17 protein-coding genes are annotated in these 25,224 nt (G+C 61.6%); 12 read left to right on the top strand and 5 right to left on the bottom strand.

Translation table 11 applies throughout. The features are described 5' to 3' along the window. Positions 1-101: 101 nt before the first annotated feature. From bcsO to C1Y42_RS20410, 9 genes are all read left to right on the top strand, one after another. Entirely contained in the window at positions 102-734 is a 633-nt protein-coding gene (gene bcsO, locus C1Y42_RS20450; protein ID WP_059010818.1) for a cellulose biosynthesis protein BcsO, read from the top strand. After that, positions 725-1,525: a cellulose biosynthesis protein BcsQ gene (gene bcsQ, locus C1Y42_RS20445; protein ID WP_031279622.1), complete on the top strand. Its 801-nt coding sequence runs from the start codon at positions 725-727 to the stop codon at positions 1,523-1,525. Before bcsO ends, bcsQ (C1Y42_RS20445) begins: the two co-directional genes overlap by 10 nt. Positions 1,526-1,586: 61 nt before the next feature. Further along, positions 1,587-3,692: a UDP-forming cellulose synthase catalytic subunit gene (gene bcsA, locus C1Y42_RS20440; RefSeq protein WP_021507015.1), complete on the top strand. Its 2,106-nt coding sequence runs from the start codon at positions 1,587-1,589 to the stop codon at positions 3,690-3,692. Then, positions 3,689-6,226: a cellulose biosynthesis cyclic di-GMP-binding regulatory protein BcsB gene (gene bcsB, locus C1Y42_RS20435; protein ID WP_104094237.1), complete on the top strand. Its 2,538-nt coding sequence runs from the start codon at positions 3,689-3,691 to the stop codon at positions 6,224-6,226. The genes bcsA (C1Y42_RS20440) and bcsB (C1Y42_RS20435) overlap by 4 nt, the downstream gene beginning before the upstream one ends. Positions 6,227-6,237: 11 nt before the next feature. Further along, positions 6,238-10,041 carry a cellulose biosynthesis protein BcsC gene (locus C1Y42_RS20430; protein ID WP_104094236.1) on the top strand — a complete coding sequence of 1,268 codons (3,804 nt, stop codon included), beginning with the start codon at positions 6,238-6,240 and terminating at the stop codon, positions 10,039-10,041. Further along, a complete protein-coding gene (bcsD, locus tag C1Y42_RS20425) occupies positions 10,041-10,487 on the top strand; it encodes a cellulose biosynthesis protein BcsD (RefSeq protein WP_058758083.1) in 447 nt (148 codons plus the stop codon). Before C1Y42_RS20430 ends, bcsD begins: the two co-directional genes overlap by 1 nt. A 9-nt stretch (positions 10,488-10,496) precedes the next feature. Beyond that, positions 10,497-11,501, top strand: a complete 1,005-nt coding sequence (locus C1Y42_RS20420; protein ID WP_031279620.1) for a glycosyl hydrolase family 8 — start codon at positions 10,497-10,499, stop codon at positions 11,499-11,501. Between the two features lie 223 nt (positions 11,502-11,724). Then, on the top strand, positions 11,725-12,024 hold the full coding sequence (locus C1Y42_RS20415; protein ID WP_104094235.1) for a BrnT family toxin: 300 nt from the start codon (positions 11,725-11,727) through the stop codon (positions 12,022-12,024). Beyond that, positions 12,005-12,307, top strand: coding sequence for a BrnA antitoxin family protein (locus C1Y42_RS20410; protein ID WP_058781646.1), 303 nt, complete (start codon positions 12,005-12,007; stop codon positions 12,305-12,307). The genes C1Y42_RS20415 and C1Y42_RS20410 overlap by 20 nt, the downstream gene beginning before the upstream one ends. A 5-nt stretch (positions 12,308-12,312) precedes the next feature. Here the strand turns inward: C1Y42_RS20410 and bcsC are convergent, their stop codons facing one another. The 5 genes from bcsC to bcsR are packed head-to-tail and all read right to left on the bottom strand — an operon-like array spanning position 12,313 to position 21,536. Further along, a complete protein-coding gene (gene bcsC / locus C1Y42_RS20405) occupies positions 12,313-15,693 on the bottom strand; it encodes a cellulose synthase complex outer membrane protein BcsC (protein WP_104094234.1) in 3,381 nt (1,126 codons plus the stop codon). Beyond that, positions 15,686-17,983: a cellulose biosynthesis cyclic di-GMP-binding regulatory protein BcsB gene (gene bcsB / locus C1Y42_RS20400; RefSeq protein ID WP_370445718.1), complete on the bottom strand. Its 2,298-nt coding sequence runs from the start codon at positions 17,981-17,983 to the stop codon at positions 15,686-15,688. Before bcsB (C1Y42_RS20400) ends, bcsC begins: the two co-directional genes overlap by 8 nt. A gap of 15 nt (positions 17,984-17,998) precedes the next feature. Then, positions 17,999-20,614, bottom strand: coding sequence for a UDP-forming cellulose synthase catalytic subunit (gene bcsA, locus C1Y42_RS20395; RefSeq protein WP_104094232.1), 2,616 nt, complete (start codon positions 20,612-20,614; stop codon positions 17,999-18,001). Beyond that, complete coding sequence (gene bcsQ, locus C1Y42_RS20390) at positions 20,611-21,342, bottom strand: cellulose biosynthesis protein BcsQ (protein WP_058758088.1); 732 nt, start codon at positions 21,340-21,342, stop codon at positions 20,611-20,613. Before bcsQ (C1Y42_RS20390) ends, bcsA (C1Y42_RS20395) begins: the two co-directional genes overlap by 4 nt. Further along, complete coding sequence (bcsR, locus tag C1Y42_RS20385; protein WP_021507005.1) at positions 21,342-21,536, bottom strand: cellulose biosynthesis protein BcsR; 195 nt, start codon at positions 21,534-21,536, stop codon at positions 21,342-21,344. The genes bcsQ (C1Y42_RS20390) and bcsR overlap by 1 nt, the downstream gene beginning before the upstream one ends. Positions 21,537-21,733: 197 nt before the next feature. Between bcsR and bcsE the strand changes: the two genes are divergently transcribed. Genes bcsE through bcsG form a run of 3 tightly spaced genes read left to right on the top strand, consistent with a single transcriptional unit; the run spans position 21,734 to position 25,093 of the window. Beyond that, positions 21,734-23,278 carry a cellulose biosynthesis protein BcsE gene (bcsE, locus tag C1Y42_RS20380; protein ID WP_104094231.1) on the top strand — a complete coding sequence of 515 codons (1,545 nt, stop codon included), beginning with the start codon at positions 21,734-21,736 and terminating at the stop codon, positions 23,276-23,278. Next, the gene (gene bcsF / locus C1Y42_RS20375) at positions 23,275-23,463 is read left to right on the top strand and encodes a cellulose biosynthesis protein BcsF (protein WP_010617915.1); all 189 of its coding nucleotides are present in this window, start codon (positions 23,275-23,277) and stop codon (positions 23,461-23,463) included. Before bcsE ends, bcsF begins: the two co-directional genes overlap by 4 nt. Continuing rightward, entirely contained in the window at positions 23,456-25,093 is a 1,638-nt protein-coding gene (bcsG, locus tag C1Y42_RS20370; protein ID WP_104094230.1) for a cellulose biosynthesis protein BcsG, read from the top strand. Before bcsF ends, bcsG begins: the two co-directional genes overlap by 8 nt. Positions 25,094-25,224: the final 131 nt, after the last annotated feature.

Raw genomic sequence — 25,224 nt, 5'->3', positions numbered from 1 at the left:
TTGTCGAATCTGCGGTTTTAATAATCAGAATTCTCTCACCGTGTCTTAACGTGTGTGTTATATTCGCGGAAATTACCCCTCCGCTTTAACAGGCTCTGATCATGAAGAACTACGACGATCTGCAGCGTTTCCAGGAAAAAACGCAAACGCTGGACATTGCTTTTAAGGATATGTCCGGGCAATCGCTGGAAGCCGATCACAGCCAGTGGGCGATCATCCGTCAGCTGGCGACGGATGATGAGCCGGAGCTGGGTAGCGGCCAGCGCGTCGATCTGCCGCAGCCGCAGCCAATTCGCGGCGATGAGTTTGTCGCGCCGCCGCAGGCTCTCAATCCGGCGCCCGTCGCCCGCAGTGAAAAGGCATCGCTGCTGCAGAGCCTCGCCGCCAGCGCGCCGGCACCCGACACAGAAACACCGCGCAGCGCGTTATTCCCGCCAGCAAGCAGCGCGCCCACTGCCGCGTCCGTGTCGTCGCTGGCACCGGCAGCCACGCACGTAGCGCGTCAGGCGGCCACTTCACTGTTCCCACCGCCGCCGGTCAGCGCGCCGGTTGCTGAACAGGCTGTTGCCCCTGCTGCCGCAGCACCGGCCACTGCGCCCGCCGTGGCGCAGCCGGAGCCTGCTACGCCCTCGCGCTTTGGCGCACTGTTCCGCTCACGTGCGGCGGAACCGGTTCATTTATCTAAAGAAACACTGCTCAAACCGTTACTGGAGAAGATCGCGCTATGCCATTAGTTTGTGTGTGCTCGCCAAAAGGGGGAGTAGGAAAAACCACCATGGCGGCCAACCTGGCCTGGAGTCTGGCGCGTGCCGGCAGCAAAGTGCTGGCGATCGATTTTGACGTACAAAATGCGCTGCGCCTGCATTTTGGCGTACCGCTGCACGACAGCCGCGGCTTTGTGGCGCGCTCGGAAGAGCAGGCTGACTGGAGTCAGTCGATCCTCACCACCGGCAGCAACATCTTTGTCATGCCTTACGGTGAGGTGACTGAAGCGCAGCGTGAGCGCTTCGAACACAACCTGGCGCACGATGCCCATTTCTTAAAACGCGGCCTGGATACCGTCCTGAATTATCCGGGTCTGGTAATTATTGCAGATTTTCCGCCGGGACCCGGTCCGGCGCTGAAAGCCATGCAGGCGCTGGCCGATATGCATTTAGTGGTGATGCTGGCGGATACCGCCTCGGTGGCGCTGCTGCCGCAAATTGAAAACCATCGCATGATTGGCCAGCCATTAAATAATCAGCACGGTCATTATTTCGTGCTCAACCAAAGTGATAATCGCCGGAATATCAGCCGTGAAGTGACCGCATTTATGCAGCAGCGGCTGGGCGATAATTTACTCGGCGTGGTGCACCGCGATGAAAGCGTGGCTGAGGCCAATGCCTCGCAGCAGTCAATCTATGATTTCAGCCCGGCTTCAGCAGCGGCGTTTGATATTGAACTGGTGGCAAAACGGGTGGCGAATATCCTGAATATCAACGTAGGCAACGGCGAAGTTCAGGCACCGATCCGCAGTCATTATTAACAAGCCCGGCCGCCAGCGGCCTGGTTCAAATAATAACAACACAGCTTCTTCAGGGTGAATCATGAGTAAACTCGGGTTTTACCTGCTGCTGCTGGTGCTTGCACCGGTCGCTGCGGTAATCGTCATCACGCCTATGGACAGCCAGAAACAGTATATTTTTGGTTTGATCAGTATTGGCATGATGTTTTTACTGGGCTTCAGTAAAAGCCGTAAAATAACCATTGTGATGGTTTTTCTTTCCGCGCTGATGTCGACCCGATATATCTGGTGGCGCACCACGGAAACGCTGCAATTTAATTCCGAAATTGAAGCGATTCTCGGTATCGGCTTATATCTGGCCGAGCTGTACGTGTGGCTGATCTTAATTCTCGGCTTCCTGCAAACCAGCTGGCCATTAAAACGCACCATCGAACCGCTGCCGGATGATACCCGCTTGTGGCCGACGGTCGATGTCTACGTGCCGACCTATAACGAAAGCCTCGACGTAGTGCGGGATACCGTGCTGGCGGCGCAGTGTATCGACTACCCGCGCGATAAGATCAAAGTTTACCTGCTGGATGATGGCAAACGCAGCGAGTTCGCGGTATTTGCCGCCGATGTTGGCGTCGGCTATATCACCCGCGACGATAACCGCCACGCCAAAGCCGGCAACCTCAATCACGCCATGAAAATCACCAAAGGCGAGCTGATTTGCGTGTTTGACTGCGACCACGTGGCGACGCGCACGTTCCTGCAGGCCACCGTCGGTCCGTTCCTGAAAGATCCGAAGCTGGCGCTGCTGCAGACGCCGCACTACTTTTACTCGCCGGATCCGTTCGAACGTAACCTGCGCGCCGCGCGCAGCATCCCGAATGAGGGCTCGCTGTTTTACGGCCCGGTGCAGCAGGGCAACGACAACTGGAACGCCACGTTCTTCTGCGGCTCCTGTGCGGTGATCCGCCGCAGCGCGCTGGAACAGATTGGCGGCTTCGCGGTGGAAACCGTCACCGAGGACGCACATACCGCGCTGAAAATGCAGCGTCTCGGCTGGGGTTCGGCGTTCCTGGCAATTCCGCTGGCGGCGGGTCTGGCGACCGAACGTCTGGGTCTGCACGTGATTCAGCGTACCCGCTGGGCGCGCGGCATGACGCAGATTTTCCGTGTCGATAATCCGCTGCTGGGCCGTGGGCTTAAGTGGCAGCAGCGTCTGTGCTATCTCAACGCCATGCTGCACTTCCAGTTTGGCCTGCCGCGCGTGGCGTTCCTCACTGCGCCGCTGGCTTACCTGCTGTTTAACCTGAATATTATCCACTCGTCGGCGTCACTCATCTTCGCTTACGTACTACCGCATCTGGTGATGTCGCTGTACGTTAACTCACGCATGAACGGCAAATTCCGCTACACCTTCTGGGGTGAAATCTACGAAACCGTGATGTGCTTCCACCTGGTGATTCCGACGCTGCTGACCCTGCTGTCGCCAAAGCACGGCAAATTCAACGTGACGGATAAAGGTGGTCTGCTGGACCAGGGCTTCTTTGACTTCCACATCGTGCGGCCTCACGTCATCGTTGCCGCGCTGCTGTCGATTGGCATCGTGGCCGGCGTGGTGCGCGCCGTGGCGCATGATTACTTCGGGGTGGACCCGTATGTGATTGCGCTCAACGTCGGCTGGGCGGTGTTCAGCCTGATCATCCTGATGGCGGCGATTGCCGTGGCGCGTGAAACCAAACAGGTGCGTAAAACCATTCGTATCGAGGTGCAGATCCCGGCGGTGATTCACTATGCCAGCGGCATCTCTTCGCGCACGCAAACCAGCGATCTGTCGATGGGCGGCGCGCAGCTGGATGCGCCGGACAACCGGCATGAGCACGATGAAATCGAAGAGATCGATCTGCTGCTGAAATCGGGTGCCATCACCATTCCGGTGAGCAAGATCTCCGGTGATGAGGAGACCATTCGCCTGCGCTTTGGCGCGATGCCGCTGGCGCGCCGCCGTGAACTGGTGCGCGTGGTGCTGGCGCGGGCCGATGCGTGGATCCAGCCGGAATATAAGCAGGACAATCCGCTGGTGTCGCTCGGCACCATCATCCGTACCGTCTTTGAGCTGTTCTGGCTGAGCTGGAAAGATCGCCGTGAGGCGCGCAAGCGTGATGGCCAGGCAACGGCCAAAGAGGACAGCGCAGCATGAAAACATTGACGTACACGCTGCTGGCCAGCGCGCTGACCACCACGCTGCTGCTCGCCCCTGCCCTGGCAGAGACGTCGGCGGTAACCCAGGACAGCGCCGCGCTCTCCGACGTACCGCCGCCGCAGGGGCTGGATGGCAGTGCCGATCCGCAGCTGAAGCAGGCCGCGGGCGACGCGCCGTACACACCGGGCGCTGCCGCGCCGCAGCAGGAAAACACTGCGCCAGCACAGCCAGCAGCATCGGCTGCGCCTGTACAGTCAGCACCGCCAGCAGAGTCAGCAACGCCAGCAGCATCGGCGGCGCCTGACATCGTCATACCGCAGGTGGCTGCAGAGGCACCGGCTGCCGCTGAGCCCGCTGGCGCGCTGTTAAACCAGCCGGTGAGTAGCACCATTTCGGTGGCGCAGATGGGACAGCCGCGCGGCATCACCCTGACCGGCGGCCAGCTGCAGTCCGGTATTCTGTTTACCCTGCCGGGTGATGAGGTGATCACTAATGCGCGGCTCAACCTGTCGCTGCGCGTCTCTGCCGCGCTGGCGGCGCGCAACACGTCGCTGCAGCTGATGCTCAACGGCCAGCCGCTCGGCACGCTGCCGCTGGGTGCCAGCGACAGCGACGTCAGCGACTATCAGCTGGATATTCCGGCGGCGATGGTGGTTTCCAGTAATAACCTCAGCTTTAAAATTAACGATGCCGACAAGTTGCTGTGCGAAAAAGAGAGCGCGCAGCAGTATCAGGTCACCATTCTGCCGAAAACCACGCTCAGCCTTGAAGGCCAGCAGCTCAACATTGGCACCAGCCTGCGCAACTTCCCGCGTCCGTTTATTGATGTGCAGCGCATGACGCCCGCCAGCGTGACCTTTGGTTTTGCCGCTAACGTTTCGCCGGATAGCGTCAGCGCCGCCGCGCTGGTGGCTTCCTGGCTCGGCATTCAGTCGGATTACCGTGGCATCCGTTTCCCGGTGGTGCGCGGCGATCTGCCCGAGCACAACGGTATCCTGATCGGCCATCCGGGTGACAAAATCGGCAGCGTGACGCTGCCCGCAGCCCGTGGTCCGCTGCTGCAGGTGATCGATAACCCCAACAATCCGGTGTACAAACTGCTGCTGGTGGTCGGTGCGGATGATACCCAGCTGCGCCAGGCGGCCAACCGCCTGACCACGCAGCCGCTGGCCACCGATGCCAGCAGCCTGAACGTACCGCCGCAGCCGATTGGCACGCGCAAACCGTACGACGCACCGCGCTGGATCAACACCAGCCGCCCGGTGCGTCTCAGCGAGCTGCTGCGTAAAGATCAGAGCCTGACCACCACCGGTATCTGGCACGATGCGCTGCGGGTTAACTTCCGCGCGGCGCCGGATCTGTTCCTGTGGGACGGCGACGCGATTCCGGTCAATCTGCACTACCGTTTCCCGTCCGAAAGCTGGATCGATGAAAACAATTCGTTCCTCAACGTCACGCTGAACGGCACTTTCCTGCGCAACCTGACGGTGAATAAAGTCGGGCTGCTGGAGAGCGCCTGGCACCGGCTGGGCGGGGATGCACGCCAGGAGCAGTACACGCTGAAGCTGGAGCCATACCTGATTTACGGCGACAACCAGCTGGCGCTCTACTTCAACATCAAGCCAAAGGCGGATGCGCCGTGCGGCGTGCTGCTCAACAACAACATCAAGAGCCGTATCGAAGAGGATTCGTGGATCGATCTGAGCCACACGCGCCACTTCACCATGCTGCCGAACCTGTCGTACTTCGTCGGTGCTTCGTTCCCGTTCTCGCGGCTGGCGGATTTTTCGCAAACCACGCTGCTGCTGCCGGAGGCGCCGGGTGATGCCGAGATCGCGACGCTGCTGGACATGGCCGCGCGCGCCGGTAACGCCACCGGCGTGCCGCTGGTGCAGAACCAGGTGTTATTTGGCCTGCCGAACGGTGGCACCAATCTGACGCGCCTGCAGCACAGCGATGTGCTGGCAGTGAGCACCATGCAGCACAGCGCCTTCACGCAGCAGATGCTGGCTGGCACCGCTTACCAGACCAGCGGCAACACGCTGGGCGTCAAAGAGCCGACCACCGTCGATAAGCTGCGCGGCTGGCTGACCGGTGACTGGTCTCGCCAGCAGCTGGATGCCGATCGCTACTTCTCCTCAAATGAAGCGTGGCGCGGCTTTGTCAGCTATCGCTCACCGTGGAGCGCCGATCGTCTGGTAGTGATGACGGTCGCCACCAGCGATCAGCAGCTGCTGCGTTTGCACGATGATTTGAATTCGGCGCGCATCAACGCCGGCATCCGCGGTGATACCGCCATCATCACCGATGAGAATGGCATCCGCAGCTTCCGCGTCGGGCCGCAGTTCCCGAGCGGTGAAATGCCGTGGTACATGATGGTGGTGTGGTATGCCAACCAGCACTCGGTACTGATGGCGCTGGCGGCGCTGCTGCTGTCGGCGCTGATCGGCAGTGCGGCCTGGGTGATGCTGAAGCGTCATGCGTGGCGCCGTCTCCACCCGAAAGACGATAGTCACTCCGGCCGGAAGTAAGGATAAAAATAATGAAAAAACAGCTGATAAGTGCCGGTATTCGTCAGGCGTTGCTGCTGGGCGGCGCGCTGGCCTTCTCACAGCCGCTGCTGGCGGCGGAGAGCACCAATCCGGCGTTACAGGCACTGTTCGACCAGGCGGCCTACTGGCATCAGAAAGCGCATGACGATCTGGCGAAAGCCTCGCTGCAAAAGATCCTGATGGTGGAGCCGAACAATACTCAGGCGCTGTATCTGCTGGCGCTCTATTCACAGCAAAGCGGCAGCGCGGCCGATGCGGCACAGTGGCGCGCCCGCCTGAGTGCGGTATCGCCCAACGATCCGCATCTGACGGAACTGGACAACGCCCGGCAGCTGCAGAGCATTCCGCAGGCGCAGCTGTCGCTGGCGCGTCAGCAGGCGCGCAGCGGTAACATCGCCGCCGCGCTGCAAACCTGGCGCAATACCTTCAGCGGCAACGAGCCGCCACCGAGCGTGGCGGCAGAATATTATCTGACCATGGCCGGCGACCGCACGCTGCTGCCCCAGGCGGTGGAGGCGCTGCGGCAGTTTGCCGCCGACCATCCGCAGGATACCGGCGCTCAGCTGGCGCTGGGCAAAGCGCTGACCTATCAGGAAGCGACGCGCCGCCAGGGTATTGATGTGCTGGCCAGCATGGCGGACGGTAATAAAGAGGCCGATCGCTCGCTGCGTCAGGCGCTGCTGTGGCTGGCGCCGCAGGCGTCGGACGCCGCGCTGTACCAGACCTGGCAGCAGCGCCATCCGCAGGACAGTGCAGTGGTGGATTACTACCGCAAAAACGTCGGTGGCGCGGAGAAGGGCGCGGGCTTTAGCGCGCTGAACAGCGGCGACGTCAGTGGTGCGCAGAACAACTTTGAAAAAGTGCTGCAGGCCAACCCGCAGGACGCCGATGCACTGGCCGGTATGGGCTACGTGGCGCAGCGCGCCGGACGCTACGCCGAAGCCGCCGATTATCTGACGCGCGCCGCACAGCTGGGCGGCGATCAGAGCCAGCAGCGTCAGCAGCAGGCGGCCGACGCCCGCTTTTACGCGCAGCTGGCGAATGCCCAGCAGGCGCTGAAAAACGGTGACAGCGCGCAGGCGCTGGCGCTGAGTGAGCCGCTGACGCAGGCCGAGGGCGAAAAAGGCATATCGGCGAAGCTGTTCCGCGCTGATGTGCTGCGCCGCAGCAATCAGCTGCAGCAGGCGGAGCAAACCTACCGGGCCATTCTGCAGGGCGATGCCGATAACCGCAGCGCCAAAGAGGGGCTGTTTTATGTGCTGCGCCAGCAAAACCGCAGCGCCGAAGCCAATACCCTGCTGGCATCATTGCCCGACAGCGTGCGCCAGAGCGTGGCACCGCGCGGTAACAGCAGCGATCCGCTGCGTGCGCAGGCAAAACGCGAACTGGCGGCAGGCAACCGCAGTGCGGCCATTGCCACGCTGAACAGCGCCATTCAGCGCTATCCCAGCGACGGCTGGCTGCGACTCGATCTGGCGCGCATCTACCGCGCGCAGGGCGATAATTTACTGGCCGCCAACGTCATGCAGCCGACCCTGCGCAGCGGTGCCAGCACCAGCGAGCTGTATGCCGGTGCGCTCAACGCCAGCGAGAGCGGTGCCTGGCAGCAGGCCAGCCAGCTGCTGGCGCGCATTCCCAACGGCAGCAAGAACAGCGAGATGCGCGAACTGGCGCAGCGCGTGAATTTCAATCTGCAAATGGCCACCGCCGATCGCTATCTGGCGCAGGGCTCTGACGCGGCGGCGGCCAATACGCTGCGCGCGCTGGCCGCCACGCCGCCAGCCAATCCGGTCGATGCCGGTAATCTGGCGCAGAAACTGGCCAAAGCCGGCGATCTCACCACGGCGGTGACGGTGGTGCGCGGCAACATGCAGCGCGGCGTGCAGGGCAACGCGGGAGATTACGCCGCGCAGGTGGCGGTGCTGAATCAGGCCGGGCTGACGACCGAAGCACAGAGCTTCCTCAGCAGTCCGGAGCTGCAGGCGCGCAGTACGCCCACGCAGCTGGCCGGCATCCGCAACGGTTATCTCATCAATGAAGTCGATCGCCTGCGCGAGCAGAAGCAGTACGCCGCCGCCTATGACAAGCTGGTGGGTGCGCTGCAGCACGATCCGCAGAACCGCGATCTGATGTTTGCCATGGCGCGTCTGTATCAGTCCGGCAAGATGAACAAAGAAGCGGGCGTGGTGTATGACTATCTGCTGACGCAGGATACGCCCACTCAGGATGCGCGCACCGGTGCTATTGATGTGGCGCTGGCGCAGAACGACGTCGACAAAGCGAACACCTTAACCCGCGGCCTGCGCAATGAGCAGACGCCGGATCGCCTGTTACTGCTGGCACGCGTGGCGGAAGCCAACGGCGAGCACAGCCAGGCGATGAACTACCTGCGCAGCGCGCGCGGTCAGCTAATTGGTCTGCAGGGCGCACAGAGCGGCAGCGTGCCGACCGTCGGCGGCCTGGCGCTGGCGGACAATCCGTTTATCAACCGCAGCACCTCGCCGGTGTCCGGTTCGCCTTCCAGCTATGGCACAGTGATGCCGTGGCAAACGGCGCCGGCCACCAGCAGCAGTGCGCAGGATGTCACGCTGGCGAGCACCACGCCGGCGGTCCGGCAGAGCCAGACGCTGCGCCAGATTGACGAGATGATGGACAATCTGCAGGAGAAAACCGGCACCTGGGTGCAGGGACAGATGCAGGTGCGCGGACGCGACGGCGAATCGGGGCTCAGCAAGCTGACCGAAGCCAAAGCGCCGCTGACCTTCTCGACCGTGCCGTTCGGCGAGTCGCGCTTCGACTTTACTATGACGCCGGTGTCGCTCACCGCTGGCAGTGCGGCCGGTGATGCGTGGCGTCGCTTCGGCAGCAACGCGCTGGTGCAGGGCAATGTGGTGGCATCCGGCGCGGCCAAAATAGACGACACGCCGTCTTCGTCGACCGATTCGCAAAAGGCCACCGGCGTGGAACTGAATATGGCGCTGAAGGGCGACAGCTATAAGATCGATCTCGGCAGCACGCCGCTCGGCCAGGATCTCAGTACGCTGGTGGGCGGCGTGCAGTGGTCGCCGAAGCTGACCGATTTCCTGACGCTGATCCTCACCGGTGAACGCCGCGCCATGACCGACAGCCTGCTGTCGTACGTTGGCGTGGAGGACAAGACCAGCGGCAAGCGCTGGGGGCGCGTCACCAAAAACGGCGGCAACGCCATGCTGAGCTTCGATAACGGCGACGCGGGTTTCTACGTCGGCGGCGGCGCTTACAGCTATCTGGGCGAGAACGTGGCGAGCAACAACAGCGTGCAGGCCACGGCGGGCGCTTACGTGCGGCCTTACCACTACGACGACCGCGAGCTGAAGGTCGGCATGAGCCTGTCGTGGATGGATTTCTCCAAAAACCTGAGTTACTTCAGCTACGGTCAGGGCGGCTATTTCAGTCCGCAGAATTATGCCGCGGTGTCGTTCCCTGTCGACTTCAGCCGCAAGTTTGATGATCTGAAAGTCAACGTTGGCGGTTCGGTCGGCTATCAGTCGTACAGCCAGGACAAGAGCGCGTATTTCCCCAACGATCCGTCGCTGCAGTCCCAGCTGCAAAGCCTCGCCGATCAGGGCTTTGTCAAAAGCGCCTATTACAGCGGTGAGAGCAAAAACGGCATCGGCTATAACCTGCACGCCGGTGCCGATTATAAGATTAATAAAGATGTCACCATCGGCGGCCAGCTCGGCTATGACACCTTTGGCGATTACAACGAAAGCACAGCCAATCTGTACTTCCGTTATCTGTTTGGAGACAACTAATGAGTGAGCAACCGGGCGCACGCATCAGCCATCCGTATCAGCCGGGCTGGTTTGATCTGGTCAGCGTGATGATTGAGAGCATGCTGGACAACGCTGGCGCGGAGGCGGAAGCCTTCCTTAACGGCGTGGGCGAATTGCTGGCAACGCGCTATCCTTTGCCGGAGGCGCGTACGGTGCAGGATCTGGAGCGCGAAATTAATCTTCAGCTGGCGCGCTTTAACTGGGGCTTTGTTCAGCTACAGCCGCAGCAGAACGCGATTATGCTTGAGCACCATGCCCTGCCGCAGGGCGACAGCCAGCTTGATGCAGAACGCTGGCAGCTGGCGCTGAGCGCAGTGCTGGCCGGCGTGTACGCGCAGTGGCTACGTGCGCAGGGTGGCAGCGCGGCGGTACCGCTGACGCTGGAAAAAATCGACGGCGGCACGCTGCATTATCGATACCAATAGGAAGCTGTGATGAGAGTGATGCGGTTCTGGCGTCAGTGGATGCTGTGTTTCATGGTGATATTTTTCAGTGCTCAGGCGGCCGCCGATGGCTGGAGCAGTTACAAAAGCCGCTTTATGAGCAGCGACGGCCGCATCAGCGATACGGCCAACAACAACGTCAGCCACACCGAAGGTCAGGGCTACGGCATGCTGCTGGCGGTGGCGTATAACGATCGCGCCACCTTTGATTTGCTGTGGCAGTGGACGCGTACCCATCTGCGCAATCCGCAGAATGACCTGTTCTACTGGCGCTATACGCCGGGCGCAGCCGATCCCATCGCCGATAAGAATGATGCCTCGGACGGGGATGTGCTGATCGCCTGGGCGCTGCAGCGCGCGGCACAGAAGTGGGGCGGTGATTATCAGCAGGCGTCGGATCGCATTCAGCGCGCGGTCATCAAGCTAACGGTGATCGACTACGCCGGCCGCAAGGTCATGCTGCCGGGTGCGCAGGGCTTCAATAAAACCAGCTATGTGGTGCTTAACCCTTCCTATTTCCTGTTCGCCGCATGGCAGGAGTTTGCGCAGCACAGCCATCTGCGCGTGTGGAACACGCTGATTGATGATGGCCTTGCGCTGCTGGGCGACATGCAGTTTGGCAAAACCGGCCTGCCGCTGGACTGGGTGGCGCTGAACGCCGATGGCTCCGTCGCGCCGGCGGTCGGCTATTCCAACCGCTTCAGCTATGACGCGATTCGTATTCCGCTGAATATCTGGTGGTACGATCCGCAAAGCCTGCGGCTGGTGCCCTTCCAGCGCGTCTGGCAGGGCTACGCGCGCGACACCACGCCAGCGTGGTTTGATGTGCTGGCCAACACCCCGGCACCTTACAATATGGAAGGTGGCCTGACCGCGGTGCGCGACCTGACGCTCAACCAAACCGGCTACCTCAGCGACCGCCTGGCGCCGGAGCAAAACTATTTCTCCGCCAGCCTGCAACTGCTGACCTGGCTGGCTTATCAGGAGAAGCGATAGCCTCTCTGTGCCGGACGGAATCAACCTTCCGTCCGGCCGATCACCATCAGGCCCGCCCGCCTGGCTTCAAACCGCTGTTCCAGCGTTTCACTCGATTCAAGACCTGTCTGTATTTCATTTCATTCCTGTACTGACCGCGCAGCTATTGCGCCCGATCAACACCATCAGCGCGTACTACACGCAATTTGTCATGCTAAAATGTATAGACAAAAGTGTATGATAAATGCAAACGGAACCGGAGTTTGAGTGGGATACCACCAAGGCGGAAACAAATTTCCGCAAGCATGGTGTCCGCTTTGAAGTTGCAGCCCGCGTGTTTGAGGATCCTTTCCACCTGTCGGTGCAGGATCGTTATGAAAATGGGGAATATCGCTGGCAAACCATTGGTAATGTTATGGGGCATGTGGTCATTCTGGTGGCCCATACGGTGCGCTTCGAAACAGATGTTGAGCGAATAAGGATTATCAGCGCACGCCATGCAACGCGTATTGAGAGGAGGCGCTATGAGCAAAGTCAGGTTTAAACGCAGTGAATTACCGCCGCTCACCGATAAGCAACAGGCGGAGCTGGATGCTTTGAGCCGGAAACAGGACAGCGACATCAAGTGTGATGATATTGCGCCGTTAGACGACAGTTTCTGGCAGGCTGCCGAACGGGGGCGTTTTTACCGCCCGGTAAAAACCCAGGCTTCGATCAGAATCGATGCGGATATTCTTGAGTGGTTAAAGGCGCCTGGCAAAGGTTACCAGACGCGCCTCAACGCGATCCTGCGAGCCGCGATGCTAAGAGAACTGCAGGGTAAATAGTGTGCTTATTTAAAATCCGCATACGGTTCCAGTGGCTGTGGTGGCATATCCATGTCGCCGTTCCAGCCGGCCATTGAGTAGCGCACATACAGCAGTCCGTGGCTTGGGGTGTAATCTTTCGCCTGCTGAATGTCCATGGCCAAACCCAGCGACCAGTGCGGCGTGATGCGCCGCTCTATCAACGCCTGCACGGTATAGCCGAAACCGCGTCCGGAACTGCTGTCCGATGACGGATTGCTGGCCAGCGTAAAGCCGGGATTCACCGGGTAGCGCGCCTGAGCGTCGGTGGTTGACTGTGACCACGACACCGAGCCGCCGAGTTCATACGACCAGTTTTCCGTGCGCTGACGCCAGGTCAGCGGCACCGCCAGCGAGAAGTAGCGCTGCGGGCTGTAATAGCCGCCCTGGCCAAAGGTGTAGTCGCTCAAATCTTTCTGATAGTGCCACAGCATACTGTTCAGGCCGATGGTGGCGCGCTGGTTGTCGCTATTGATCAGCTTGTAGTAGTAGCCTGCCATCAGCCGTTCGCGGCTGTTGTCCGCCACGTTTTCACCGCTGATTTGATGGGCGCTGAGATCGGCCCACACCCCGTGCGCGCCGCCCCGATCGTAACTCAGGCCGATGCCGCCGCCGGTCGCGACGACGCCGCCCCAGTTTCTGCCGCCGTTGGTGGCCGGATCGCGCGCGCCGGCGTAAGCCAGCAGCGAACTGGAGATCGGGCGACGTGAAGCGGTAAAGGTCACCCCGAGATCGTCGATGTCAGTTTTCCAGCTTACGCCGCCGACCCAGTTAGTGACGGTAAAACCGAGCGGCGTGGTGCCGATATCGGCTGACCAGCGATCGTTGTGCCAGCCGACGCCCAGCGCGGTGCCTTCGTCCCGCTGGGTGAAATCGCGCCGGCAGCCCCCGGCGTTGGCGTCGTTACAGCTGCCGAACAGTTCACTGTGGCTGCCATCCGTGGTGGAAAACGTCCCGGCAGACACCTGTACGTGATCGATGCGCACAAAGCTGCGGCCATCGACCAGCGGGGTTTCCGCCTGCAGCATGGTGGTATGGGCGGTAAAGTCAGAGGTGCCACCGTTGCCCTTATCGCGCGAGTAGTCCTGTTCCAGCGTCACAGTGGTGTCCTGCTGGCGATACAGGTCAGCGGCGTCGCTGCGAATGCTGCGCTTCAGCCAGTCGTCCTGTGCCTGCGTGCGCGTCAGCCGGGTATAGCGGGCGTTATCGTCTGGCAGCGCAGGGGTGATGCCGCTGGCGACCATCGCCGCGCGGTAATCCTGCTGTGCCAGCGCGGGCTGGCGCTGCTGTCTCTCCAGCCGCGCGGCATCACGCAGCACCAGCGCTTTTTCCTGTGACGGCGCGACAGCGGCGGCGCGGGTTTTCAGCGCGCTGAACAGCTGCTGCGCTTTGAAGAGATCGCCGCTGTTTTGCCAGGCGAGCGCCACGCGCCGGCCGCTGTTCAGGCTCTGCTGCGCCACGCTGTCTGGCAGGCTGTGCAGCGCTGCGCGCGCTTCGGTGGTGCGCTGCAGCGCCAGCAGCGCCTCGATGCGGCCGAGCGCGGCATCGTTGTTGCTGGCGTCCTGCTGCAGCACCTGCTGATAACCGGCCAGCGCTGTTGTGGCATCGCCTCGCTCCAGCGCCCAGTCGGCCAGCGTAATGTCGCGGCGCGGCGAGGCCGGCTGCTGTTGCAGCAAGCGGATGGCGGCGGCTTCATCACCGCGGGCGCGTAGCTCCCCGGCACGCCCGAACGCCTGGTTTTGCGCCAGGCGGTCCGCCAGTTCATGCATGTTGCTGTCCCAGCGGGCGGTGGGTAAACGGTGCAGCGTGGCCAGCGCGGCGGCATCGTCGTCGCCGGATGACTGCCACAGTGCCGTGGCATACAGCGCGGCTGGCTGCTGCGGCTGCTGGCGCACCATCGCGGCCATTACCGCCGCGCCTGCCTGGTTGTCACCGCTGCTGCGTAGCGCATTGGCCAGCCGCCAGGCCAGCCAGACATCATCCGGTCGCGCCTGAGCCGCCTCACGGTATTTCGCTACCGCCTGCGGCCATTGCTGCTGCTGCGCCAGCGTGTCTGCGTCGGCCAGCAGGCTCTCAATACGTAAATTGCTCAGGCGCTGCTGCGCCGTGCCATTGCTGCGGTCAAGGCGCAGCGCCTGCTGCCAGTACTGCCGGGCTAACGCGCTGTTTTTACGCGCCTGCGCCACATCACCGAGGCCGATGAGCGCCCAGCTGTCATTACTGTCGATAGCCTGCGCGCTGCGGTACTGCCGCTCAGCGCCGGATAAATCCCCCTGCTTCAGCGCCGCGTCGCCGCTGTCGATAGCCAGCCAGTAACGATTGGTCTGTAACAGGGACTGCCACTTGCCGATTTGCGTGCTGGCCTGGCCCGCCTGAATCGCTTTCTGTAGCCAGCTGATGGCGGCGGCGCGGTGACCGGCACGCGCCTGTGCCTGGCCCATGGCACCGAGCAGTTCGGCGTCGTCCGGATTGGCCTTCAGCGCCGCCTGTAATGCGCCGATTGCCGCTGCGCCGCCGCCAGCTTCGACCAGCGCCAGGCCGCGCATGCGCTGGCGGAAGGCCGGATCGGCCAGCATTTTTTGCTGACGCGCCAGCTCATCCGCTCCGCGCTGTTGCGCATCGCCGCTGGTGAACACCTGCAGATACTGCTGCAGGCTGGCAACGCTGCGCTCGCTCACCGGCTGGTTCTGGATCTGCTGCAGCCACAATTCAGACGCGGCATCGCGGCCGCCGTCGCGGTTGGCCAGCTGACGCAGCTGGGTCACCGCCTGATCCGGCTGATTGTTATCAAACGCCATGCGCGCCAGCTGTAGCTCGACGCCGATATTGCCCGGATAACGCTGCTCCAGCGCCTGCAACTGACGCCAGGCGAGCGGCTGCTGGCCCGGCAGGCGCGCCACCAGCCGCCAGTACTCCAGTTCGGTGTTTACATCGGGAAAGACGCCGTGAAACAGCGCATCCCACGCTGCTTTGGCCTCCGGCAGCCGTCCGGCGGTGGCCAGCAGCCGCGCCTGCTGCAGCTGCTGACGCCCTTCGGGGCTCATCAGGCGCAAACCTGCCGCAGATTCGCGTGTGGCGGCGTCATCCGGTGCAGCCTTTTGCAGTGCATCGAACAGCTGCTGCGCTTTGGCCTGATCGCCCTGACGCAGCGCCATACGAATGCGTGCCGCCAGCACCTGCGGGTTATCCGGATCGATTTTTTCCAGCCGGTACAGCGACTGCTGCACCAAATCGTATTTGTTGGTGGATTCGCCGGTACGAATCTGCATCAGCAGCCACGCTACCGGCGCCACCTGCGGACCGGGCGCGGCCGCCACGCTGCCGGCCAGCGCACTGGCGATCAGCAGCGCAAGCGGTAACTTATTCATCGTCATCCAGCTCAGCCAGGCGACGACGGCTCACCATGCGCATCAGGCGCCAGGCCATCAGGGCGAACAGGATCACCACCAGCACGGCACACACGGCCAGCCATACCGGATGGGTGGCCAGCAGATTCCACAGCCGCTCCCACCACGGCAGATGCCCGACAAAGTAGGTATCGCCCACGCGCACGCTGTTGACGCCGGACTCCCGGACGATGCTGACAGAACCGAACATCGCCGCGCGCTTACCGCTGTCGCGCAGCGCACCGTTCAGCAACTCCCAGCCGCGCGGGCTGTCAGCCAGCAGCGCCACCACGCTGCGCTGATCGTGGAACGGCGACTGGAAGCCAACCAGGGCGCCGAGCGGACCGCGCGAACTGATGCCGGTCTGGCTTTCGGCAGTGCGCTCGCTGGCTGACAGTGGCACGTTGGGCGCGCTGCCCGGGCGCGATGGCATGTTGAGGGTGCTGCGCGTGCGATCCACCAGCAGATTGATCGCCGTGTCCGCCTGCAGATCCGGCGGAATGCTGCCGATCAGCAGCAGATCGGCATCGTGGTCTTTGGCGTTGCGCCAGTCATCGCTCATCTGCACGCGCAGTGCCGGATAGCCGGTCTGGGCGCCGATCGCCCCCAGCGCGTCAAGCAGCGTACTGACTTCGCCGCTCTCCGGTTTTGCCGGCACCAGCACCAGGGTTTGCGCCAGATCGGCGTAGCGGCTGAACGGGAAGCCAGCGCTGGCAAACGCGCCGAGCGAAGGCATTTCGATGTAGTGACGATAGCCGGAGAAATCGATGCTGGAGCGATCGTCGATCACCGCATGATGCGCGACGGGGGTGACGGTTTCACAGCGGCCATCGGCAGTGCCGCCGATAAAGGTATTGGCGTAGTCAAAATCAAAGCGCAGCTGGTTCACCACACCGAGACGCAGTGCCGGAATGGTCAGCTGACGGCTGTTGTCCTGCAGGCCCTGCATCAGCGGAATGCGCATCAGCTGCTGGCCCGCGCCATCTTTACTGGTCAGCGGATAATCCTGCATGAACTGGTTATTGAGATGCACCGCCAGCCGTGAGCCGTCCTGCTGCACCGGTGAGGTGTAGCGATAGATCAGGTCCATATCAATGCCGCGTGCGCGCACCAGGAACAGATCCGGTGGCAGGTTGAGCGTCAGGCTAATCGGGTTGGGTTGCAGGCCATCAGCCTGCAGCTGGTTCTGATACTGCGTCAGTTCACCAAAGGTGGTGCGGCGATCGGTGCGTACCCAGTTTGGCGCATCGTACGGCTGGCGCGGGGCCAGCAGTTTCACGCTGTCGATAGTGGCGCGATCGCCGCGCAGTAGCAGTTCACCCTGCGCAATGCCCTCTACTGCGGTGATCAGATCGTTATCGTCGCGGCCGAGAATCAGCAGCATCTTCTGATAGGGATTGTCCGGCTGGCTGACCATTTCCACGGTGGGTTTGTCCACCGGCGGCAGCGTTTGCAGGAAGTCAGGCCGGCGATCGTTGGTGGCGAACACCACCGCGTGCTGTCCTTCCGGCAGCTGGTTATACAGCACCGGGAAGGACTGGCCGCGCCACTGTGCCTGGCTACCGAACCACGAGGCCAGCAGGCCTGCCGCACGCTGTTGCTGCACATCCGGCTGGCCGCTGAACACCATCGGCAGCTGCAGCGGCCGGTTGTCGCGCGCGTCAAAGAATGGCTCCGGGAAATGAGAGAGATCGTTTTTCAGCGGCAGCTTCTGCAGCGTCAGGTCCAGTTTGCTCGCTTTACCGATATCCAGCCAGATGGTGCTGTTGGCCGGATTTTCACACACGTTGGCGTAGTGGCCGACCAGTTCCAGGCGGATGCGGTTGAAGTCGCTAATGTAGCGCGGGTCGATCGCCAGCTGCGTCTGGTTCTCTTTGCCGAGCTGATCGGCGGTGACGGTGACCAGTCCCACCAGTTCATCGTTGAGATACACCTTGAGTTGCGACTGCGTCGGCAGCAGCGCCGGCGAAGGCCGGTAGTTGAGCGTCAGCAGCGCGCGCGTGACCACCTCGTCGCTGCGCACGCCGAACTCAATCTGGCTGGTGGGGACGGTGCCGCGCAGCGTCATGCTACCCGGCGGCGGTGCCACCTGGGTAAACAGCAGCTGGCTATCGCGCAGCGGGGCGCTGGTATCGAGCGGTTGGTTCAAGTCGGACAGCGGCGCAGAGGTTGCCGCAGGCGGTGCAGCAGGAAGCGCCGCCGGAAGTGCCGCCTGCGCCAGAGACGCCGTGCCCAGCAGCAGGGCGGTGAACCAACTCAGTTTTCTCGTCATGGTCATATCATCAGCTTAGGTAAAATCAGTGTTGAGCGTTGCCGGTCGCGGACGGACGTTGTGCGGCAACAGCGTTGCCAGCCAGTGCAGTCCGGCGGTCAGGCCACGGAACAGGCGGCGCAGCGGTGCCGGACCATACTCCGCCAGCCGCAAATAGCCTTTGAAGCCGAGCAGCATAATGTCCGCCAGGCTCTGCACCGGTTTATCCTCCGGAAAACCGTCCTGCCACAGCGCCCAGGTATCGGCGCGCGCAAAGGTGCACTGAATAAATTCGATGTGCTGGCGGGTGGAGAGCTGGTGAAGGCGGATACCTGCGCGGCGGCCAAATACGCGCTGTACCTGGCATGGGAAGCTGAACTCCTGCTGTCCGCGCCGCAGCAGCAGCGACACGCTTTCGTTCTCGCGCAGTGCATCCGGCTCGCGCAGTTCGACGCCCACGCCGCCGTCAGAGTAGTCGCGCAGCGTGCACGGCAGCATATGACCATCGGCGCGTGCCAGCGCCGCCGGCATGGCGATCTCTACGCGGTGCGCTTCACGGATTTGACGCGCTTCCACCGACACCGCCACCGCGCCGCCGAGAATAATCATGTTGTAAACCACCCACACCAGACTGACCCAGATGGTGAGCAGCTCATTGGCCGGGCCGTGCGCCATGCGCCAGAAGCCCATGCCGATACCGGCAATGTTCAGCAGCACTAGCAGCATATAGGGTTTGGTGATCACCCAGTCGAGATGGCGCTCTTCTACCAGGCCCCCTTTGGCGGTCACGTTGAATTTGCCTTTGTGCGGATTAAACAGCGCGACGGTGGTGGGGCGGGCGATGTACCAGGCGAGCACGGTTTCATATACCTCGCTCCAGAACGAGTGGCGCCAGCGCCCCTGGATGCGCGAGTTGGTCAGGCTGGTATGCACAATGTGCGGCAGCACGTAGATGGCGATGGCCAGCGCGGGCGCATAGATGATGTAGGCATGGCACAGCAGGAACGCCAGCGGCGCCAGCAGAAAGATCAGCCGGGGGATACCGGCAAGAAAGTGCAGCATGGCATTGGCGTAACACAGCCGCTGTACCAGCTTCAGCCCTTTGCCAAACAGCGGATTATCGAGACGGAAGATCTGCACCATGCCGCGTGCCCAGCGGATGCGCTGGCCAATATGCGCTGACAGACTTTCGGTCGCCAGCCCGGCGGCCTGTGGAATGCGGATGTAGGCCGAGGTGTATCCGCGGCGGTGCAGTCGCAGCGAGGTGTGCGCATCTTCGGTAACGGTCTCTACCGCGATGCCGCCAATCTCATCCAGCGCGCTGCGGCGCAGCACTGCGCAGGAGCCGCAGAAAAAGGCGGCATCCCATGTGTCGTTACCATCCTGCACCAGACCGTAAAACAGCGAGCCTTCATTCGGCGTCTGGCGGAAGCGGCCGAGGTTGCGTTCAAACGGGTCTGGTGAGAAGAAGTGGTGCGGCGTCTGCAGCATGCCCAGCCGGTGATCTTTCAGGAACCAGCCCATGGTGAGCTGCAGGAATGAGCGCGTCGGCACATGGTCGCAGTCAAAAATCGCCACGTATTCGCTGCGGCAGGTGGTTTTCAGCGCATGGTTGATGTTGCCGGCCTTGGCGTGTTCGTGGCTGGGGCGCACCACGTAATTGACGCCCACGCTGGCGGCAAACTCGCGGAACTCCTCGCGCGTGCCGTCATCAAGAATATAGATGTTGAGTTTATCCTGCGGCCAGTCGATGCCCAGCGCAGCATAGATGGTGGGTTTGACCACGCTGAGCGGCTCGTTGTAGGTCGGCACCAGAATATCGACGCTGGGCCAGCTGGCGATCTCCGGCGGCATAGAGACCGGCTGGCGGTTGAGCGGCCACAGCGTCTGGAAATAGCCCAGCACCAGTACCGTCCACGCGTAGGTTTCCGCGCCAATCAGCAGCAGGCCAAACGTCAGGCTGAGCGGATCGTCCCAGTTAAGGGTTTCCGTATAGCGCCACCACAGATAGCGGCAGGAGATGGTGAGCGACAGCACGATCAGCATGATGGTCACCAGCCGGCCCGGCATACGGCGCACCAGCATGGCCAGCGCCCACAGCAGCAGCACAAACACAAACTGGGTGGTGATATCAAACGGCTGCGAGATGCACAGCAGCGCCAGCAGACTGGCGGCTATCGCCACTACGATGAACAGCAGCTGACGCACGCGCCGTGGCAGGCGCTGCAGCCAGCGTTCGCTGCGCTGCGGCACGCCGCTGTGCTCCAGCCGCGCCGGCAGCTGCGCCAGCCATTGATACAGCTGCTGGCGCCAGCGGAACAGCGAGCCAAAGGCGTTAAAACGTTTACGCTCGCTGCGCGCACTGCCGTCCAGCGGCAGCATGATAAGCAGCCACAGGCTCTGGAGTGCATAGCGCACAATATCGAGCGGACGCGGGCGCAGCGGAGAGATATGCGGGAAGTAGCGCTGACGCTGCTGCAGCACGCGCTGCCACGCCGGCGTTTCCAGCCGCAGCAGCGACCAGGCGAGCACGCACCACAGCAGATGCAGCGCGACCGTTAACCGCCCGGCGCCGTGCTGACGCGCCAGGTGCGCGCGCTGCTGCAATGCCTGCGAGGCCTGCGGCACCAGCAGCCAGCGCAGCGCATTCATGCGCCACCTCCGGCGACATGCAGCAGCAGCCAGTTGGCCAGCGTATTGATCTCTTCGCTGGCCAGCGCATGCGGACGCCAGGCGCCCACCGGCTGTTTCATCATCAGCGCTTCCGCCAGCGCTTCATCGCGATGAATTACCTGTGGAATCAGGTTTTTAAGCGAGCGCAGCCACAGCTGATGCAGATCCTGCTGCAGCTGGCTGTTGGCGTTGAACTGGTTAATCAGAAACAGCGTCTGCGGCGAAAAGTGCGCGCGGTGCAGGCGCAGCTGGCAGTTGGCATCCAGCGTTAACAGCTGAAGCAGCCGATCGGCGGCCGGGATGAACGCCTGCTGCCACGGCAGCAGATCCGCCGGAAGGTCGAAAATAATCCACTGATAGCGCTGTTTCAGGGCCGGCAAAGCCTTAAGCAGCGGTTGTGCAATTTCCGCTGTCGCTGCGTTTAAGGATAAGGTCTGCTGATGCGTGAGCGTGCCAGACGGCAGGAAATCCAGCCCCGGCTGATAGCGCAGCGCGCTGTGCTGCCACGGCTGGTTATCCAGCTGCGCACGCAGCCAGCCGTACGGCGTGTCGAGCGGCAGATTAAAGTGGGCCGCCAGTTGGTTGGCTGGCGAAAGGTCAATAAGCAGCACCGACTGCTGCAGCGCGTTTAGCGCCCAGCCCAGCGCAGCACTGAGTGCCGTCGCGCCACACCCGCCACGCAGCCCCTGTAAGGCGAGAACCGGCATTAGCGTGGTGACTCCGGTCCCTGCGTGCATTCCTGCAACAACGGCCAGCGCGACAGCAACTGTTGCAGACGCGCTTCACGGGCAATATCAATATAGCGAAACGCCTTCAGTGAAAAGGCGTCACTCAGGGCGTTAATATCATCCTGATCTTCGCTGCCGACAGCGATCAGTGAAAAAGCATTTTCAGTTTTCATTACTTTTTTGCCACCAAAGAAACGACAACGGATAAAGAGGGGTGATATTTTCTTGTCGCGTATAAAACCGCAGCCAGCGATTTCTGGCCCGGCAAAGTCAAACAGTCTGGCGCGTGCGCAGCTTTTTTTATTTCAGCAGTTCCAATCGTTGCCGTCTATATTAAACTAGCCTGGATTGTACAGATCGCGACGCTAATATGAAAAATCTTTATACGCTTGGCCTGCAGCAGGTACAACAGGAATTAATCGCCCTGCAGTCGCCGGGATTTTACTGGATAACCTGCCAGCGGCCCGAAGACGCACGAACGCTGTTACGTCAGGTGGTTAGCCAGCAAAAGGCGGCCACGCTGGTGAGCGCGGATGGACCCCCGCAGGCGCTGTTAACGCCCGATCCGCCCGGCGGTCCGGCACGTATTCCCTTATTTTCGCTGCCTGCCAATAAAGCCAGCCTGCAACATCTGGCCAGCGATATAGCGCGCGTAATGAATAAACGTAGCGGTCTGGTCATGTTTTATAGTCAGGCGGCGCTGTGGAGCAAATTATCCCCGGATGAACTGACCGTGTGGATAAAAGGCTTGCGCCGGGTTCTGTTAAAAAAACAAATGACGCTGCTAATGATCACCTGCGGAACCGCAATTATTCCCCTGCGAAATCATCTGCAGCGTTATTTTCGTCAGCTTGATGGTGTCGCTCATTTAGAATTTCAGCAGGATAGCTGGCAATATCGAATTAACTGGTGGTATTCCGCCGATAAATTGCTGGCCGACCGCGCTATCCGCCTGAACTGTATTGATAATCAGTTTATTGCGCAGGCTGAAGCCGCCGCGTCGCAGCCGCTGAGCCTCAATGATGAAAACCAGTTTCTGGCCCAGCAGGATGTGCTGGAAGGGGCGCCGCCGCTTTCCGCGCAGTGGCAACTGTTCAGCGATAACGAGAGCGTGTATGCGCGCGCGCAGCAGGCCAACGCCGCCACGGTCATCTTTAGCCTGGCCCATAATCAGGATGTGCCGACTCTGGCGAGCATGGTCCATGGTTTGCGGCGATCGCGCGGCAACGCGCTGAAAATCGTGGTGCGGGAACTTGGCACCAGCCTGCGCTACAGCGATGAACGTTTGCTGCTGGCGTGCGGCGTTAACAGCATTGTTCCGACGGCGGCGCCGCTGTCGCGCTTGCTGACCGCACTGGAAGGGGTGCAGGGCCAGCAGTTTACCCGCCACGTGCCGGCCGATCTGCCGGCGCTGGTGCAGGCGCTACAGCCGCTGCAGCAGAAAGGCTATTTGCCGCTGGAGCGATTCTGTGCGGCGGTACAGCAGTTGATGAACAATACGCTGCTGCCGGAAAACGACAAAGGGCTGATGGTGGCGCTGCGCCCGGTGCCGCAGCTGTCGCCGCCGCAGGTGCTGACGCTGTGTAAACCGCGTCGTTTTGGCGACCTGGTGACGCTGGTTGACGATCGGCTCTATTTATTCCTCTCTTCCTGCCGCTTTAACGACCTGGACATTGCCCTGAAATCGATATTTTCCCTGCCGCACGACGAGCTGTTTAGTAACCGCATGGTGTGGTTTGCCGACAACCAGATTTTGTCGGAGGTGAATAAAGTGCGGCAGCTGACGCCGGTGGCGCAGTTCGAACCGCTCAGGGTACCGGCCGCTGCGCAACCTGCCGCGCCGGCAGCGGCCGCGCCGCGCGGCCCTCAGACGCCGCAGCCGATCATCATCGACCTCGGGGAGCCGCACGTATGACGCTGATGGATGGTGTGCAGGTGGCGATCCTGCTGTTACTGATTTTGCTGTTCCTGAAATCGCTGTGGCGACGCTGGCTGCCGCAGCGCAGCACCAGCCTGCTGATGCGCCTGTTACCTGCCCGCGCCCTCAAATCGGAAGGGCAGTGGCAACGCCAATCGACCAAAACGGATAAACATGGATAACACACCTTCGACGCTGCACGCGGCGCGCTGGCGCGGCCTCGGCGGCTGGAACTTTTACTTTCTGATCAAATTTGGTCTGTTGTGGTACGGCTATCTCAACTTCCATGCGCTGAGTAATCTGGTGTTTCTGGCGTGGCTGCTGTTTCCGCTGCCATCAGCGCGGCTGCATCGTCTGCGCCAGTGGGTTTCGCTGCCGATTGGCTTCGCGCTGTTCTGGCACGATACCTGGCTGCCGGGTCTGAACTCGCTGCTCAGCCAGGGCAGCCAGGTGGCGGGATTCTCGCCGGCCTATCTGCTGGATTTGCTGCAGCGCTTTATTAACTGGGAGATGATCGGCGCGGCCTTTGTGCTGCTGGTAATTTACCTGTTCGTGGCGCAGTGGATTCGCGTCACCGTGCTGGTGTCACTGGCGCTGATCTGGCTGAACGTGCTGACGCTCGCCGGCCCGGCGGTCAGCCTGCTGCCCAGCAAAGCCGCCGTACCGCCGGTGGCGCTGAATGACAAACCGGCCGCCAGCCCGGCCGCGGCGGGACTCGATCAAAGCGCGCCGCCCACCAGCGCCAACCTCACCGCGTGGCTGAATCGCTTTTACGACAGCGAACGCCAGCGCGTCACGCACTTCCCGGATGCGCTGCCCGCCGATTCGCAGCCGTTCGATATTCTGGTGATCAACATCTGTTCGCTGGCGTGGTCGGACATTGATGTGGCACAGCTGCGTGACCATCCGCTGTGGAAGCACTTTGATATCGTGCTGAACAACTACAACTCCGCCACCGGCTACAGCGGTCCGGCTGGTATTCGCCTGCTGCGCGCCAGCTGCGGCCAGACCTCACACAGTAACCTGTATAAAGCCACCGACCAGCGCTGCTATCTGTTTGATAATCTGGCGAAGCTGGGCTTTAAGCAGCAGCTGATGATGGACCATACCGGCGTGTTCGGTAACTACCTGAAAGAGCTGCGCGAGGACGGCAACATGCAGGCGCCGCTGATGTCGCAGGCCGGGATTGCGCCGGAGCTGACGTCTTTTGATGGTTCGCCGGTGTACAACGACGGGCAGCTGATGCAGCGCTGGCTTGATGACCGCAGCAAAAGCAGCGATGCGCGCAGCGCCACCTTCTACAACCTGATTCCGCTGCACGACGGTACGCGCGAGCTGGGCAGCACCCGCACCGCCGAGTGGCAGCCGCGCGCACGGGTGCTGTTCGACCAGCTCGATACCTTCCTGACCAATCTGGAGAAGTCGGGACGCCGGGTGATGGTGCTGGTGGTGCCAGAGCACGGTGCGGCACTGCAGGGGGATAAAATGCAGATGTCCGGGCTGCGCGACATTCCGAGCCCGGGCATCACCCACGTGCCGGTTGGCATTAAATTTGTGGGCATGAAAGCGCCGCATCAGGGCCAGCCGCTGACCATCGATACGCCTGTCAGCCTGCTGGCAATTTCCGAGCTGGTGTCGCGGGTGGTGGACGGTCAGGTGTTTAACGCACCGAACGTCAACATGTCGGTGCTGGCGGATAACCTGCCGCAGACGCCGGTGGTGTCGGAAAATGATAACGCCGTGGTGATGATGTATCAGGGCAAACCGTGGATTCGCCTTAACGGCGGCGACTGGGTAGCCTATCCGCAGTAAAACCTGAGCGGCAAACGGTGCGGGCTGGCGCGCACCGTTTTGTCTCTGCGCCGCTAATGGCTGACAAAATGCTGAAACCGCGCGCAAAGCGGGGCAGTTGCGTGATTTTCGCCTTTATCCCGGCGCAAAAA

Origin of the sequence: Pantoea sp. ICBG 985, from assembly GCF_002928365.1 — a bacterium.
GTDB classification, from domain to species: domain Bacteria; phylum Pseudomonadota; class Gammaproteobacteria; order Enterobacterales; family Enterobacteriaceae; genus Pantoea; species Pantoea dispersa.
Note: the sequence above shows the minus strand (reverse complement) of the source record. Positions and strands in the feature narration are given on the sequence as shown.

What these genes read in the sequence shown, in the direction of transcription:
- bcsO (WP_059010818.1), top strand. Translation starts at nt 102, where the DNA reads ATGAAGAACTACGACGATCTGCAGCGTTTCCAGGAAAAAACGCAAACG.
- bcsQ (WP_031279622.1), top strand. Translation starts at nt 725, where the DNA reads ATGCCATTAGTTTGTGTGTGCTCGCCAAAAGGGGGAGTAGGAAAAACC.
- bcsA (WP_021507015.1), top strand. Translation starts at nt 1,587, where the DNA reads ATGAGTAAACTCGGGTTTTACCTGCTGCTGCTGGTGCTTGCACCGGTC.
- bcsB (WP_104094237.1), top strand. Translation starts at nt 3,689, where the DNA reads ATGAAAACATTGACGTACACGCTGCTGGCCAGCGCGCTGACCACCACG.
- C1Y42_RS20430 (WP_104094236.1), top strand. Translation starts at nt 6,238, where the DNA reads ATGAAAAAACAGCTGATAAGTGCCGGTATTCGTCAGGCGTTGCTGCTG.
- bcsD (WP_058758083.1), top strand. Translation starts at nt 10,041, where the DNA reads ATGAGTGAGCAACCGGGCGCACGCATCAGCCATCCGTATCAGCCGGGC.
- C1Y42_RS20420 (WP_031279620.1), top strand. Translation starts at nt 10,497, where the DNA reads ATGAGAGTGATGCGGTTCTGGCGTCAGTGGATGCTGTGTTTCATGGTG.
- C1Y42_RS20415 (WP_104094235.1), top strand. Translation starts at nt 11,725, where the DNA reads ATGCAAACGGAACCGGAGTTTGAGTGGGATACCACCAAGGCGGAAACA.
- C1Y42_RS20410 (WP_058781646.1), top strand. Translation starts at nt 12,005, where the DNA reads ATGAGCAAAGTCAGGTTTAAACGCAGTGAATTACCGCCGCTCACCGAT.
- bcsC (WP_104094234.1), bottom strand. Translation starts at nt 15,693, where the DNA reads ATGAATAAGTTACCGCTTGCGCTGCTGATCGCCAGTGCGCTGGCCGGC.
- bcsB (WP_370445718.1), bottom strand. Translation starts at nt 17,983, where the DNA reads ATGACGAGAAAACTGAGTTGGTTCACCGCCCTGCTGCTGGGCACGGCG.
- bcsA (WP_104094232.1), bottom strand. Translation starts at nt 20,614, where the DNA reads ATGAATGCGCTGCGCTGGCTGCTGGTGCCGCAGGCCTCGCAGGCATTG.
- bcsQ (WP_058758088.1), bottom strand. Translation starts at nt 21,342, where the DNA reads ATGCCGGTTCTCGCCTTACAGGGGCTGCGTGGCGGGTGTGGCGCGACG.
- bcsR (WP_021507005.1), bottom strand. Translation starts at nt 21,536, where the DNA reads ATGAAAACTGAAAATGCTTTTTCACTGATCGCTGTCGGCAGCGAAGAT.
- bcsE (WP_104094231.1), top strand. Translation starts at nt 21,734, where the DNA reads ATGAAAAATCTTTATACGCTTGGCCTGCAGCAGGTACAACAGGAATTA.
- bcsF (WP_010617915.1), top strand. Translation starts at nt 23,275, where the DNA reads ATGACGCTGATGGATGGTGTGCAGGTGGCGATCCTGCTGTTACTGATT.
- bcsG (WP_104094230.1), top strand. Translation starts at nt 23,456, where the DNA reads ATGGATAACACACCTTCGACGCTGCACGCGGCGCGCTGGCGCGGCCTC.